The 14,887-nt window shown below is 53.9% G+C and carries 11 protein-coding genes; 5 read left to right on the forward strand and 6 right to left on the reverse strand.

Going from position 1 to position 14,887, the window contains the following annotated elements; all coding sequences use genetic code 11:
- Positions 1–67 precede the first annotated feature (67 nt).
- Together Q4501_RS04360 and Q4501_RS04365 are read right to left on the reverse strand one after the other, a co-directional pair.
- Positions 68–541 carry a Dps family protein gene (locus Q4501_RS04360; RefSeq protein WP_303594527.1) on the reverse strand — a complete coding sequence of 158 codons (474 nt, stop codon included), beginning with the start codon at positions 539–541 and terminating at the stop codon, positions 68–70.
- Between the two features lie 135 nt (positions 542–676).
- Positions 677–2,119 carry a dihydrolipoyl dehydrogenase gene (locus Q4501_RS04365; RefSeq protein WP_303594528.1) on the reverse strand — a complete coding sequence of 481 codons (1,443 nt, stop codon included), beginning with the start codon at positions 2,117–2,119 and terminating at the stop codon, positions 677–679.
- A gap of 232 nt (positions 2,120–2,351) precedes the next feature.
- Between Q4501_RS04365 and Q4501_RS04370 the strand changes: the two genes are divergently transcribed.
- Entirely contained in the window at positions 2,352–3,023 is a 672-nt protein-coding gene (locus tag Q4501_RS04370; protein ID WP_303594530.1) for a LysE family translocator, read from the forward strand.
- On the opposite strand, the gene Q4501_RS04375 is transcribed toward Q4501_RS04370, so the two are convergent.
- Entirely contained in the window at positions 2,968–4,020 is a 1,053-nt protein-coding gene (locus Q4501_RS04375; protein WP_303594532.1) for a 3-deoxy-7-phosphoheptulonate synthase, read from the reverse strand. The genes Q4501_RS04370 and Q4501_RS04375 overlap by 56 nt on opposite strands.
- Positions 4,021–4,383: 363 nt before the next feature.
- Between Q4501_RS04375 and Q4501_RS04380 the strand changes: the two genes are divergently transcribed.
- The gene (locus tag Q4501_RS04380; protein WP_303594534.1) at positions 4,384–5,172 is read left to right on the forward strand and encodes a secretin N-terminal domain-containing protein; all 789 of its coding nucleotides are present in this window, start codon (positions 4,384–4,386) and stop codon (positions 5,170–5,172) included.
- A gap of 3 nt (positions 5,173–5,175) precedes the next feature.
- Here Q4501_RS04380 and Q4501_RS04385 read toward each other — a convergent pair whose 3' ends face one another.
- A complete protein-coding gene (locus Q4501_RS04385) occupies positions 5,176–5,676 on the reverse strand; it encodes a molecular chaperone DnaJ (protein WP_303594536.1) in 501 nt (166 codons plus the stop codon).
- A gap of 240 nt (positions 5,677–5,916) precedes the next feature.
- On the opposite strand from Q4501_RS04385, the gene Q4501_RS04390 reads away from it, so the two are divergent.
- Together Q4501_RS04390 and Q4501_RS04395 are read left to right on the forward strand one after the other, a co-directional pair.
- The gene (locus tag Q4501_RS04390; protein WP_303594538.1) at positions 5,917–7,020 is read left to right on the forward strand and encodes an efflux RND transporter periplasmic adaptor subunit; all 1,104 of its coding nucleotides are present in this window, start codon (positions 5,917–5,919) and stop codon (positions 7,018–7,020) included.
- On the forward strand, positions 7,020–10,097 hold the full coding sequence (locus Q4501_RS04395) for an efflux RND transporter permease subunit (protein WP_303594541.1): 3,078 nt from the start codon (positions 7,020–7,022) through the stop codon (positions 10,095–10,097). Before Q4501_RS04390 ends, Q4501_RS04395 begins: the two co-directional genes overlap by 1 nt.
- 63 nt (positions 10,098–10,160) lie before the next feature.
- Here Q4501_RS04395 and Q4501_RS04400 read toward each other — a convergent pair whose 3' ends face one another.
- Complete coding sequence (locus Q4501_RS04400) at positions 10,161–10,853, reverse strand: helix-turn-helix domain-containing protein (RefSeq protein ID WP_303594542.1); 693 nt, start codon at positions 10,851–10,853, stop codon at positions 10,161–10,163.
- 436 nt (positions 10,854–11,289) lie between these two features.
- Positions 11,290–12,966: a bifunctional diguanylate cyclase/phosphodiesterase gene (locus tag Q4501_RS04405; RefSeq protein WP_303594543.1), complete on the reverse strand. Its 1,677-nt coding sequence runs from the start codon at positions 12,964–12,966 to the stop codon at positions 11,290–11,292.
- 263 nt (positions 12,967–13,229) lie between these two features.
- Between Q4501_RS04405 and Q4501_RS04410 the strand changes: the two genes are divergently transcribed.
- The gene (locus tag Q4501_RS04410; protein ID WP_303594545.1) at positions 13,230–14,828 is read left to right on the forward strand and encodes a methyl-accepting chemotaxis protein; all 1,599 of its coding nucleotides are present in this window, start codon (positions 13,230–13,232) and stop codon (positions 14,826–14,828) included.
- Positions 14,829–14,887 lie beyond the last annotated feature (59 nt).

A 14,887-nucleotide genomic window follows, 5' to 3' on the forward strand; every position in this document is an offset into this window, starting at 1 on the left:
GGAAAATGAAGAGCACATGGTGGTGACAATTCACCACCATGTGCTCAAAGCATGCTCGGAAGCGGGATTACTGACCCAGGTAGCTACGATACATCCAGACAGTTTTTTCCTGCTGGGAAATGTAGTCACTCATCAAGGATACTGTGCCCTCATCCTCGGCATCGCCTGCCAGGCTCAGCAGCGCCCTTTGTTTGCCGATCAGCTTGGCGAAACTTTCAAGAATATTCTCCATAGCCTGTTTACCGTCCGACACGTCTTTCTGCTCAGGCACCTCGGATAGCGCCATATAGGTGCTGTAAGCATGGGCAGGACGGTGCCCGATTGTGAGAACCCGTTCGGCGATTTCATCAATCTTGAGCAACAGGTCGTCATAAAGTTCTTCAAATTTCACGTGCAGCTCGAAGAAATTATCGCCTTTGATGTTCCAGTGATAGCCCCGCACGTTCATGTAGAAAATCTGGTAATTGGCAAGCAAATCGTTGAGTGCTTCAGCCAGCTTCGCGGTTTTTTCCGTATCCAACCCAATAAAGTTCTTACCCATTACACACCTCCATGGTAACTATTCTCTTAGGACCTGAGATCATCTTAACCCAGACTTAATCCATACATGAGGTTTAGAGTTCCGTTCTTCAAGGTCGGCCATAGTAGAGATTTATGCCTGACCTGAAAGCCGCCATTACACCCCGGGCCCACAGTCTGTGCAGCCTTCCTCTGGCCCGGGACCAATATTAAGGTTGCGGTTTAGGTCTTTCAGGGCCGACCTTACGCCTTCTTCAATAACGGGATGATAAAACGGCATTTCCAGCATCTCGCTAACGGTAAGCCGGCGTTGCGCAGACCAGGCCAGCAAGTGAGCAATGTGCTCTGCCGCTGGGCCAAACATCTCAGCGCCCATAAACAATCCACTACCGTGTTCACCATACACTCTCAACAAACCGATATTTTTACCAATCACCCGGCTTCGGCCCTGATTTTCAAACGACACCTCACCTACCGCAAAACATCCTGCGCAACGTTTATCAACTTCATCAATGGTGAGACCTACTGTCGCAATCTGCGGGTCAGTAAACACAACGGCAAGAGGCGTGCGCCTTAAACCGGCACGAACGTCCGGATAAGAGGCTGCATTATTTCCCGCAATCCGCCCCTCATCTGCGGCTTCGTGCAGGAGCGGCAACTCGTTGTTGGCGTCGCCGGCAATAAAGATGTGGCTCTGACCACAGCGCAGTGTATAGGCATCGAACAACGGCAGGCCTTTGCTGTCCAGTTCAATGTCTGCGTTCTGGATATCCAGGCCATCAACGTTTGGCCGGCGCCCGGTTGCCGCCAACAGGTAGTCGAAGGTTTCGGTTTTCTCACCCCCGTTGCCATCTGTAAAGGTTACGGCGACGCCGCCATCAACCCGCTCAACCCGTTTCACATCGCCGTCGGGGTCCAGCGGAAATTCTTTATTGAATTGCCGGAGCGCGTATTTGCGAATATTCCCATCGCGGATCGGACCGACAGCACCACCTACGCCAAACATTCTTACCCGAACACCGAGCCGGCTGAGCGCCTGGCCTAACTCAAGCCCGATCACTCCTGGACCGAATACCACCACCGACTCCGGCAGATCCTGCCATTCAAAAATATCGTCATTGACGACCAAGCGGTCTTTCGCTTCTTTCAGAAAGCCTGGAATGTTGGGACGGGAGCCGGTCGCGATGATAATCCGCTGTGCATAAACTTCAGTTTCGTTGCCGACGATCAAGCGATTTGGACCAGCGAAGCGGGCACTGCCTTTGATACGGTGTTCTTCGGGGAATTTCTCTACCGAACGTATCACCGAGCCGACAAACCGGTCTCGCTCTGAGCGCACCCTGGCCATCACCTTCTTGCCATCCACCGAAATCTCGCCGGCGGCGACCCCGAACAGCTCTCCGTGGGCCATCTCGTATGCACTGTCAGCTGCGGCGATCAGGAGCTTGCTTGGCATGCAGCCCACTCTTGCACAGGTAGTACCGTATTGATCGCCTTCAATCAGCACCACCTTGTCCGTGACCTTTCGTACCCGCTGATAGGCTACCATTCCCGATGTTCCTGCGCCGATAATCGCCACATCCACTTCGCGTTTTTCCATAACTTGCCTCCAGAACGGTACCCCAAAAAAGCCGGGAACCTAGATGATAAGTTCAATAATAGGTACGTCAGTATAGAAGACGGGATTGTTTTGCGCGGTACGTGAAAAAAACCTCACCGGGGTTTATGCTGACAGGCCTGTACTGATTCTGACAATCTCAGGATCCCTGACCATAAGCCTTTACCCTTAATCCCGACGTCAACAGAATCCAAGTTTTGAGAGAACGTAACGTATGAACAGTTACTGGCCGGAATTCTTCACCGTGGCACTGGTACATTTACTGGCTGTTGCGAGCCCCGGGCCAGACTTTGCCGTGATGCTCCGGCAAGCATTATGTCAGAGCCGAAAAAACGCCTTGCTCACGTCAGCTGGTATTGGCGCAGGTATTCTGGTGCACGTGAGCTACTCGCTCCTAGGCATCGGCCTAGTAATCCAGCAGTCAATCATGCTCTTTACCATACTCAAGGTTGCCGGCGCGCTATACCTGACCTGGATTGCCGTGCAATGCCTGAAGGCCAGAGCCGGTGGCGTTTATGTGGACACGGAAACAGGCTCTCCCCAATCCGGTTTTGCCGCCTTGCGCCTGGGCTTTCTTACCAACGCTCTTAACCCCAAGGCCACGTTGTTCTTCGTTTCCTTGTTTTCCGTCATTATCAGTCCCGGAACCCCTGTAGCAGTTCAAGCAGGCTACGGCGTATACATGGCTCTGGCGACTGCGTTCTGGTTCACTCTGGTGGCCGTTTTTTTCACGCTGCCTGCTGTGCGCAGAGGATTCAACCGCTTCGGACACTGGCTGGACCGGTTAATGGGCGGAATTCTCCTGCTGCTGGCCGGCCAACTCCTGTTCTCTACAGTGAGCGGAGCAGAGCTTCCGTCTGATCCCAGCACAGGCATGGATCAGTAATAGAGCAGCCATAACGCAGATCATCACCGTCATCCTGCCGGCCAGCTTCGAGGAAGCTCTCCAGCATGAGGCCGCGAATACTGTTGCTACCAGCGCGCTTTTGGCGCATCACTTCACGGGCAACGTCAATCTGCCGCTCAGCCTGCTTGCAAGCATTGTCATGGCTGCAATCGACCATGATAGCGGCGCACAGGCCCGCGCCTGAAAGGCTTTGCGCGGCGTGTTGAATGCTCACTTCATCGTAATTGGTGATACCCCGTCCACCACGCAGCACCAGATGAGTGTCTGGATTACCCCGGGTACTCACCATGACCGGCGCGCCATTGGCGGAAACGCCCAGATGATGATGTGGGTGGGACCCCGACTTCATGGCGTTAATAGCAACGCTGATTCCCCCGTCGGTGCCATTTTTGAACCCGGCCGGCATAGGCAGGCCGCTTACCATCTCACGATGAATCTGCGATTCGGTAGTCCGCGCACCAATCGCTGTCCAGCTCACAAGATCTCCAAGATAATCCATAGCAAAGGGGCTAAGTGCTTCAGTTGCGAGCGGTAAACCCATCTCGGCCAGATTCAGCAGCAATCGGCGTGAACGTAACAAACCTTCGTTGAGATCACCGGCACCGGTGCGCTCAGGGTCGTATAACAACCCCTTCCAGCCTACGGTTGTTCTCGGTTTTTCGAGGTAGGCTCGCATGACAATCAAAAACCGATCGCTGACCGCATCCGCCAGCACTTTTAGCTTTTTGCCATACTCCAGTGCTGCTACCTCGTCGTGGATTGAGCAAGGCCCGACCACGATTAACGTGCGGTCGTCTTTGCCATGCAAAACGTCCCGCACAGCTTGCCGGTGCCTGTCGACTTGCCGAGCAAGCCGCTCGTCGATGGGTAATCGCTGCCGCAGCTCAGAAGGCGTTGGCAGTGCGGTTTCGTGCCGATGCGTTACTGTGGAGCTCATTGCCCGACCTTCCCCGGCGGTTTCCAAAGGCATGTTCATATCTGTGTTCCTGTTTCCCTGCGTCAGAATCAAAAAAGCCCCGGCTGGGCTACCAGTCGGGGCTTTTTGAGTCCGACGGCAGCCTGGGTTTCCCGGGCTGCCATCCTCATTGTACGTTTGAAGAAGATGCTATGGGCGGCCCTGGATCTGGCTAAAATAAAAGCCATAACCAAGCCACCAAAAAAACACAGCAGCGACTGCCGCCACCGGCTTCTGGCCGAAAGCTTGCAGAACATTCAATTGACAGATCGCTTGTGTCGTCTTCATGCTTATCAATATATACCCCGGGTTTTCAACTTGGCAACCCGTAACCGGTCTTTTTAGCAGAAAAACCGGATTTTTTCGGGAAACTGGGAGCCAGCAATGACATTGAACCTACGGAATTACACCTTCCTGTTCTTCTTCGTTCTCACGCTTACAACCATATCAGGTGCTGGGTCAGCTTACGCTGAGTCTCGAGCCTACCAGCTCAATAACCGGCCTGGAGCAGATGTGGCCAGTCAGGTGCGGGAGCTGTATCAGGACGAGCCGATCTCCCTCACCGCTCGCGGGCAACAGCTTGTAGTTCGGGGCAATGAACAGCTGCTGGATGAAATCGGTACGTTAATCGAAACCCTCGATGTAGCGCCCGCGCAGCTCCGAATCACAGTGCGCTCTACAGAAGATATCGGCGGCAAACGCTCTGGCGGTGGAGTCACTACAACACGAAACGAAATTGGCGTTACCGTAGAGCGCAGGGTTACCAGCACTGGAGGCTCCCGGGAGCGAAGCCTGATGGTTATGGATGGGCAGTCAGCCCATATCACGTCAGGCCAGGTGCGCACCCTACCCTTTGCGGTGCAGGGAGGTAAAAACCCGGCGGCCATCTTTGAGCAAGTAGAAACACGCAGTGGATTCGTTGTCAGTCCTCATGTGATTTCCGACCGCGCAGTAGAGTTGAACGTTATGTCTTTTGAAGCAGATCCTGCGGAGCTGAAAGGGTACGAAACCCAGGCCGTCGTCACGATTCGCAGAGTGGAGCCTGGCCAATGGGTATCTCTTGGCAGCACTTCAACCGAATCGACCAGCAGACAATCAGGTATTGCTTACAGCGTTAACAGCAGCAAGTCAGACAACCGGAGCTTCGAAGTTAAGGTCGACGTTATTCACTGAGGCCTAGACCCTGTTGCGCAGCAATACACTTTTGGCTTCGTTGATCTTTGCGGCAAGGTAATCACTTCCACCACGGTCGGGGTGCATTTTCTGCATCAGCCGCCGGTGAGCCATAACGACGTCGTCTTTTGTGCAAGCCGCACTGACACCCAGTATTTCGCACGCCTCACGCTCAGACATTGCATTACTCGGCAAGGGTCCCGCCTGCCCCCCGCTCGACCCGTGCCCATTGCCAGCATCCCTCGTGCCCGAAAAAAAGCGATTCAATGCAGGTATAAACCGAACAAGCTCTGGCAGTTTACGCAACAGTGGAATTAACGCTGCGACTGCAGCCGTCAACACGTGCACCCGGCCGGTAAGAACCATGAACGCAAGGAAAGCTCCCCCAACAACCAGTACAAGCTTCCAGGTGGCGGCTTTCTTTTTCTCTGCAGATAATCCGCCCCATTGTTTCAGAATCACAAAGACGGCTGCCGCCAGGGCGATTCCCAATATCCACTGCATGATTGATCCTTTAGTGAGGTAAAATCGTAATTCTGTCACCTAAAATGACGACAATGCTAAAGACAAATACCTACAAACCGGTGACAAATGCACATCGGATTTTGTAGGATGCTATTCTTTGTCGTTAATCAATATTTCCGCATCCATACAGTCTGCTGTTGTGCACCGACCCGGAGAGGCCACTTCCCTTTCCGCTCGACGCAAAACCCGGACAAGTTAGAGCATTCCAGGACCTGAACTATGCGCACTGCTTCCCGCTTCCTGATCGCAATCGTTTTTCTTGGCGTCGTGCTTGGCGGCATCTTCGGCTATAAGTTTTACCAATTCGGGAAGATGGGAGAACAAATGTCCCAGCCCCAACCGCCTGCGCAAATATCCGCCACCAAAGCACAAACAGAAAGTTGGACACCTTCCGTCAAGGCTGTGGGCAGCATCACGGCCATTAACGGTATCGAGGTAGCCAACGAAGTTCCGGGCGTTATTAAAAGCATTAACTTTGAATCCGGTGACTCCGTCAAGCAAGGCGACATTCTTATACGCCTGGACACCGCAATCGAAGATGCGGCCCTACGTACCCGCCGTGCGGAATCGCAACTGGCAGAGCAGGAATTCAAGCGCATATCAGATCTGCTCCCGAAACGTGCTGTATCCCAGTCCCAGTATGACGAATCCAAAGCGAATTTCGACGCCGCACGTGCGCGTGTGAATGAATCAGAAGCGCAATTGAGCAAGAAAGTAATCCGTGCTCCGTTCGACGGCACCCTCGGTATTCGAATGGTAGACCAAGGCGAATACATTGCCACCGGCACACCGATCGTTGAGATCAACATGCTCGACCCGATCTATGTGGACTACACCTTGTCCGAGAAGAACCTGCCGGATGTTGCCCGAGACTATGCAGTTGTTGCTACCGTGGCAGCTGTGCCGGGCCAGGAGTTCGAAGGCAAGGTCAGTGCCATTAACACCTCCGTAAACCCCGAAACCCGCACCGTCCGCGTTCGTGCGACTCTGGATAATCCCGAAGGCCTCCTGCGTCCGGGCATGTTTGCAACCATACTCACCAGGCAGCCAGAGGACAACGAGGTTGTTACCGTGCCCCGCACCGCCATTTCCTACAATACTTATGGCGATTTCGTCTTTGCCGTTGAAGAGAACGATGAAGGTGCACTGATTGTTAATCGCCGCTCAATCACTGCAGGCCAGACCCGCGACACGCGGGTTGCCATTCTTTCCGGCCTTGAAGCAGACGAGACTGTCGTGTCCAAAGGATTGCTGAGACTCCGTGCCGGTCAAAAGGTCGAGATTCAGGATGAAGAAGAGCAGCCGCAGGAGGCATCTGAGTAATGCGATTCACCGACATTTTCATCCATCGTCCCGTACTGGCGACGGTTGTCAGCCTGCTTATCCTGCTGCTCGGTGCCCGAGCTGCCATGGAGATGGAGATCCGGCAATATCCGGAGCTCGAGAGCACCACGGTTACGGTCACAACGGCCTATCCGGGCGCCAGTTCGGACCTGATCAAAGGCTTTATCACGACCCCACTGCAGCAGGCTATTGCAGAGGCCAGCGGCATCGATTACCTGACCTCTACGAGTTCACAGGGCACGTCGACCATTGAAGCCAAAATGGTACTGAACTACGACGCCAACGCCGCCCTGGCCGAAATACAGGCAAAAGTCGCCAGCCAGCGTAACGTTCTTCCTGCCGACGCCCAGGACCCGGTTATCACTTCGAGCACAGGCGACTCAACGGCATTGATGTACATCGCCTTCTACAGTTCAGAAATGGCCGTTCCGCAGATTACCGATTACCTGACCCGAGTTGTGCAACCAAGAATTCAGGCGCTGCCCGGCGTTGGTAAAGCACAACTGCTTGGCCGTAAGTTTGCCCTGCGTGTCTGGCTCGACCCGGAACGCCTGGCTGCCGTTGACATGACACCCACGGAAGTTGTGGCCAAACTGCGTGCCAACAACTATCAGGCCGCCGTAGGTAATACCAAAGGCACCTATACCGAAGTCAGCATGACCAGCGATACCGATGTGGCGGACCCGGACGAGTTCCGCAATCTGGTAGTCAAACAGGCCAATGGAACCCAAATTCGACTCCAGGACATTGCCCGGGTTGAGCTAGGTTCAGAGACCTATAGCGCCCTGGCGCTCTACAAGGGCCAGCCTGCAACTTATGTGGCGATAGAACTGGCGCCCGGCGCCAACCCGCTCACTGTGGCAGGCCTGGTAAAAGGTGACCTGCCGGAGATCGAAAGCCAACTGCCGAGCGACCTGAACGTAAGGCTTGCCTACGATGCTTCAGACTTTATTGATGACTCTATAAACGAAGTTATCCGAACCCTTATTGAAGCCATGGGTATCGTACTCGTGGTGGTATTTTTGTGCCTGGGATCCATCCGGGCATCCATCGTCCCTTCTGTAGCGGTTCCGCTGTCCCTTATTGGCGGTGCCTTTTTCATGCTGATGTTCGGTTTCTCCCTGAACCTGCTGACGTTGCTATCCATGGTTCTGGCCATTGGGCTGGTGGTAGACGACGCCATCATCATGGTGGAAAACGTACACCGGCATATTGAAGAAGGTGAGTCACGGTTTGACGCGGCGCTTCATGGCGCACGGGAAATGGCTGTGCCCATCATAGCCATGACCACGACCCTGGTTGCAGTTTATGCCCCCATCGGCTTTATGGGCGGCCTGGTGGGCTCTCTGTTTACCGAGTTCGCATTCACGCTGGCAGGTACGGTGGTAATTTCGGGTATCGTTGCACTGACACTTTCTCCAATGCTGTCCGCAAAGGTCCTGAAGCCGCATGGCGATCCGGGAAAATTCGAGGGCCTTGTAGAGCGCGTGTTCAACGGCATCTCTTCAGGTTATAAAACCGCGCTCGGTTCCCTGATGCAAACCAAATCCGTAGTGGTATTTTTTGCTCTGGTTGTATTGGGCTCTATCTATTTCATGGCAATGATGAGCCAGAACGAGCTGGCACCCACTGAAGATCAGGGCATTCTGTTCTATCAGGGCCTGGGACCACAGACATCCACTCTGGATTATCTTCTGGAGCATGGAGAGGAGGTTCAGCAGCGCTTGGCCACAGTACCCGGCTACGCAGAGGACTTCATGATCGTTGGTATCACGGCTCCCAATGCGGTATTCGGTGGTTTCAAAATGGAGCCCTGGAGCAAGCGGGAAATTAGCCAGTTCGAGGTTCAACCCCAGCTCGACGCCGAGCTCAAACAGGTCACGGGCCTGCAAACAGCGGTCTTCCCGCAACCGGCACTCCCGGGCTCTGGCGGCGGTCTGCCGTTCCAGTTTGTTATCACGACGGGCAACAGCTACGAACAGCTTGATCAAGTGGCTGACGAATTGCTGGGTAAAGCCATGGGCAGCGGCAACTTCATGTTCCTGCAAAAGTCCATCAACTTCGACCGCCCGGTGACACGTATCAACGTCGATCGTGACCGGGTTGCAGATCTGGGCCTCTCCATGCAGGACGTGGGGCAGTCGATATCCAGTATGCTTGGCGGCGGATACATTAACCGCTTCAGCATGGAAGGCAGGTCCTATCAGGTAATCCCTCAGGTAGACCAACAATTTCGTCTGGATGAGCAGGCGCTGAATGATTACTACATCCGCTCGGGCTCAGGCACGCTTGTACCTTTGAGCAGCGTTGTAAGCTTTACCCACGACGTAGAGCCTTCAAACCGAACACAATTCAACCAGCAAAACTCTTTGACGCTGCAGGGAGTGGTGATGCCGGGCGTGGCCGCAGGTACGGCCATGGAATTCGTGCAACAGACAGCAGACGAAATATTCCCGCAGGGCTTCACTTATGATTACACCGGGCAGAGCAGACAGTTGGCAAACCAGGGCAGTGCACTGGTTGTAACCTTCTTCCTGTCTCTGCTGGTTATCTATCTGGTGCTCGCGGCTCAGTTCGAAAGCTGGCGCGATCCGTTCATCATTCTCGTATCCGTGCCTATGTCAGTGGCCGGTGCCATGGCGTTTATCGTACTTGGCTTCGCAACGATGAACATTTATACCCAGGTAGGTCTGATCACCCTCATCGGGGTGGTGTCAAAGAACGGCATACTCATCGTGGAGTTTGCCAACCAGCTCCAGAAGGAAAAAGGACTGAATAAAGTAGATGCGGTTATTGAAGCGGCGGCTATCCGTCTTCGCCCGATCATCATGACATCTCTGGCGCTGATTTTTGCCATGGTGCCGCTGCTCCTCGCAGCTGGCCCGGGCGCAGAAAGCCGCTTTGCCATCGGGTTGACCATCAGTGCCGGCTTGGGCATTGGTACTTTGTTCACTGTTTTCGTACTCCCAGCGTTCTACATTTTGCTGGCTCGCGATCACAACGAGGAACAGGAAGATAAAAACACTCTTCCTGAAACGGCGCCGACCCGTTCATAGCTGATCAGCGCGAGACGTAAAAGCCCGGCTAGCCTCAAGGCCAGCCGGGCTTTTTATTAACTCTCAACCCTGCTCCACCTCTTCGCAGGCCTCAACTTCTGAACTGCAAAAACGCTGGCGGCCCCGAACTGTCTTGCTGGGTAACTCGCCAAAGTGCTCACGATATAACGCAGAAAAACGGCCCAGATGGGAAAACCCTTCATCCGCTGCATGGCGTGAGATGTGGGGCTCACCGATCTGGCAGTCCACCAGGCGACGCCGCACCCGAATAAGGCGCTGACGCTGGTAAAACCGGTAGGGCGTCATCCCCGTGTTGTGCTTCATGAGGTAATAAAGATTACGTTCACTCGCACCCGAATAACTGGCGAGTTCCTGCAGGTTAAATTCCCATGATGGGTTCTGCTCAATCTTTTCAATCGTCCGCAACAGACGCCAATCCGTCGGCTCCGCGCCCGGAACATCCGCCAACTGACCGCCAGCCTGGCACTTTGCCAACTGGCTAAACAGCTCGCGAGTAAGCGCTTTCGCATGTGCATGATCAACATAGAATTTGATGTTTTCGAGGTAACGCTTTAACAAGGGCGCTATGGCCAGCAGTTGATGGGTGCCTGTCGATGGCATCACAGCAGAGTACTGGTGCGCCGGCTTCATGATAAAAAGCTGGCTACTCTCTGCGAGCTTGAGGTCAAACACCTTCTTCGGGCAAACCCAGGTTGGCACCTCCAACGACTGCCAGGCTTCACCGGACGGGGCCATTGATACCTCGCTGTCCGGTGAAAATAACAGCAACGAGCCGCCACGCAACTGGCAGTTCCCTAACTCCCTATATTGATTTGTTTGAAGACAGACCGTGCTGCCCGACGCGGTAGCAAGCTCAGCCAGCCCGCCCATTGGACCGGTATTGCCACCCATTGGGCCAGTATTATGGTGAGATCGGCACTCTGTAATTGAAAGTCCGGACGCCACGCCTATGGCCCGGCACCAGGTATCGCATCGCGCCCTGCTGAGACAAAGATACGCGTCCATCTCAGGCCTTATTATTGGTTTTCTCATAAGTACGGCAAATCTGAGGTTATCGAAGGTGTGCTGCGCTTTTTTTCTACACTTTAATTGCAACAATCTAGAACAATAGCCCTCATCACCTTGGCCGTATCTTGCAAATCACCCGAAAGGCGAGCCTCAATTTCAGTATTTATTGATATAGATCAATAATGGTCATTCTTGCCTGCTGCCAAGGCTGCGGTCTCGCCATCAGAAACCCTTGCCCACGCTGACACTCCAATTCGCGAAGCTCCTGATACTGAGCGTCAGTTTCAATACCTTCAGCCACCACTTCCAACTCCAAGGCCTCCGCAATCCCCAGAATGGCCGCCACAATTCGCGAGTCACGATTTTCCTTACCCAGGCCTCCGATGAACTGTCGATCTATCTTGAGCACCTGTACCGGCAAATTCTGCAAATAAGCCAGAGAAGAGTAGCCAGTTCCAAAGTCATCGATGGCTATCACCACCCCCTGATTCTGGAACGCCCTGAGCGTATCCAGGCACTGGCTGGACAAGTGCATGATATGCGTTTCAGTGATTTCAATTTCCAGGAGCCAGCCTAACTCGCGGATACGGGAGAACAAGGGGCTTATAGCGGGGCCCAGGCGGGCATCCGTAATCTGACGGGCGGATATATTAATCGCCAACCGGAACTCGCCCGGCAAGCTCGAGGGAGCATCTCTTAAATCTGCCAGTATTCCGCGCACCAAACGCTGAGTCATTTCATGGATCTGCCCCCGGCGCTCTGCAAGAGGCACAAAATCGGCGGGTGAGACTGAGCCGAATTCAGGGTGGTGCCAGCGTAACAAAGCTTCCATTCCCACAGCCCGACCTGTTTCAAGGTCATACTGGGGCTGATAAACCACATGGAATTCATCCTGCGAGGTTTTCAGCGATGTAGTCAGGGCTTCAGCAAGCTGCTGCTCACGCCGCCCCTGCTCGTCGTCCGCTTCGCTATATACACGGTAGCAGGCCCGACCTGCCAGCTTTGCCGCATACATAGCTCGATCGGCCTTCTGCAAAAGCTCCGCACCACTTTCCCCATGAGCGGGATATACAGACGCTCCTATGGACGCTGAGAGAAAATACTCTCTGTGGGCAACGATCATCGGAGCCCGCAAAGCCTGGTTCATGCGCTGACAAACCTCATTCAAGTCATCATGACCCGCCAATTCAACAATAACAGCGAATTCATCACCTGACAGTCGCGCTACAACGTCCCCCTCGCGCACCACACTCTGAATACACATGGCTGCCTGTTTTAATACACCGTCACCACAGTCATGCCCATGCAGATCATTGACTGACTTGAAAAAATCCAGATCAATAAACAAGACCGCGAAGCCAACCTCTCCCCGGGAGTGCTGGCTTACGCGAGCTTCCAGAAACTCCTGAAACAACGACCGGTTGGGTAATTCGGTAAGGGGGTCGTAATATGCAAGCGAGGCCAGTCGCTCATCCGCGCCAGCTCTCTCGCCCATATCCATAAACATGCCGACATAGGCCTGGCGCCCTTCATACTCCATCGGATAAATGCTGAGCCACTGCGGGTATATTTCACCGCTTTTTTTTCGGTTCCAGACCAACCCCTCCCAGCGCCCGTCTCCAGCGAGAGACCGCCACATAGCCTGGTAGAATTCCGGTGCATGTAACCCCGCACTCAAAACCGAAGGTGACTCGCCCATAACTTCATTAGATTGGTAGCCGGTCACGAAGCGGAACATGCGGTTTACATAGGTAATTCTGGGTTCTTTGGTAGCAATCATGATGGCTCGTGGGTATTGGTCTACCAAAGCCCTGAAATCGTGTTGTTGCTCAAACTGCATGACTAATCTGCTCCCGCTAGTCCAGCCCGCGACCCTCACATACTCACCGTCAGCTTAGAGGGAAACCCGCCCACGACTATCCACATTACGCAAAATATGAACGTTTCAGACCAATAGTAACTAAAACTGAACACAAGTTCATAATTTGCATTATATGGATATTAACCAAAGTACTTTTCATCGCAAACTGATCAATCTCGACTGCGCATGTGCGCCAGTACATGCCTGCGCAAAAAAACAATAAGAGAAAGGCAGGATTTGGTATGCGTAGAAACGAACCGGTCACACAGAAAGAAAAGACCTATCCCGACGATTTCAACCTTATTACCACCACAGATCTGCAAGGCAAGATTACCGCAGCGAACGAAGCCTTCTCGGAAGTGTCTGGTTACACCAAAGAGGAACTGATTGGTCAGGACCATAACTTTATACGACACCCGGACATGCCACCCGGAGCATTCGCAGATCTTTGGCAAACGATAAAAAGTGGGGATTCCTGGCGCGGGATGGTCAAGAACCGGTGCAAGAACGGTGACCATTACTGGGTAGACGCTTTTGTTACCCCGATTTTTAATAACGGTCGCGTCGTTGAATATCAGTCTGTTCGCGTACTCCCTGATCCCGCCCAGATCAAGAGGGCGGAAATGGCTTACGCTGCATGGAATCGTGGCACCATTTCACGCCGGTTTCTCGCTGTCAGCCCCGCCCTGCCCTGGAAACTGCTCTGCCTGTACTTAGCCTTTGCCGCATGCCTCCTGGCTCTGGGCACAAGCACTTTGAGCCTGCAAAGCCTGGCCCTCCTGCAAGGGGGTTTACTGGTTACGTTTTTGTCTCTGCACTTAATGACTCGCCCGATGGTTCGGAGCGCGCGCGCAGTTTGTGGCGATGCCCACCCGGCGATGCCCTGGATCTATACCGGCCGGCACGATGAATGTGCGTGGATAGAATTCGACCGACAAAAGCGCAACGCCGTTCTGCGCGCGGTATCGGCCAGAATGCACACCAATGTCGGTGAACTGCATGGTAACAAGCAACGCACGATCGAATGGGTATCAAATTCAGTTGCCAGCATTCGCAGCCAGCGCGAAGACATCCAGAGCATCACCCAGGCCTTCGATGAACTCTCGCGCAGCGTCAAAGGCGTGGATGAGCTTACAAGCCGGACCCATGAAGCAACCGTGGATGCCACGAAATCCGCTGAACACTGCCAACAGCAAATGCAGATCATGAATGACGACTTGTCCGGTCTCGAAAACCAGCTATTTGCCGCCAACGAGAGAATAACCGCTCTTTCAGAAAAGAGTGACGCGATCGGTCTGGTGCTGGACGTAATTTCCGATATTGCGGAGCAGACCAACTTGCTCGCACTGAACGCAGCCATTGAGGCTGCGCGGGCGGGTGATGCTGGCCGCGGATTTGCCGTTGTCGCTGATGAAGTCCGGGGGCTGGCAAAGCGCACCCACGAATCAACCCGTAAAATCGAGGAAATAATCAGCGCCCTGCAAAGCGAAACCCGCTGTGTTGTTGACGTTATCGAACAGGGTGCCAGCGCCTGCAAGCAAACCACCTTTATGGGAGGTGAAGCCAGCAAAGCTCTTATATCGACGCTCAAAGACATCGGGATCATTACCAACTGCACCCACGAAGTGGCTGGCGCTACAGAAGAGCAATCCGCCCTCAGCCTTCAGGTGCAGCAACAAGTAGAGCGATTGCTTGCCCTGGGGGATGAGTCTGTCCGAAGCGGCGAAAGTGCCCGCAAGGAGTCAGAAGATCTCGGGCACAGCGTGGATCAGGCCCAGCTGCTCACCAGTCACTTCCTGAAAATGCTCTCTGCCCGCCTAAACATACCAAATCCGGCCTGAACACAGGAGGACCCATAGCGATTCCCCGAAACCTTACAATAAGGTAGTCTGGCGCTCTG

It is taken from the genome of Marinobacter sp. 2_MG-2023, from assembly GCF_030546935.1.
Classification (GTDB): domain Bacteria; phylum Pseudomonadota; class Gammaproteobacteria; order Pseudomonadales; family Oleiphilaceae; genus Marinobacter.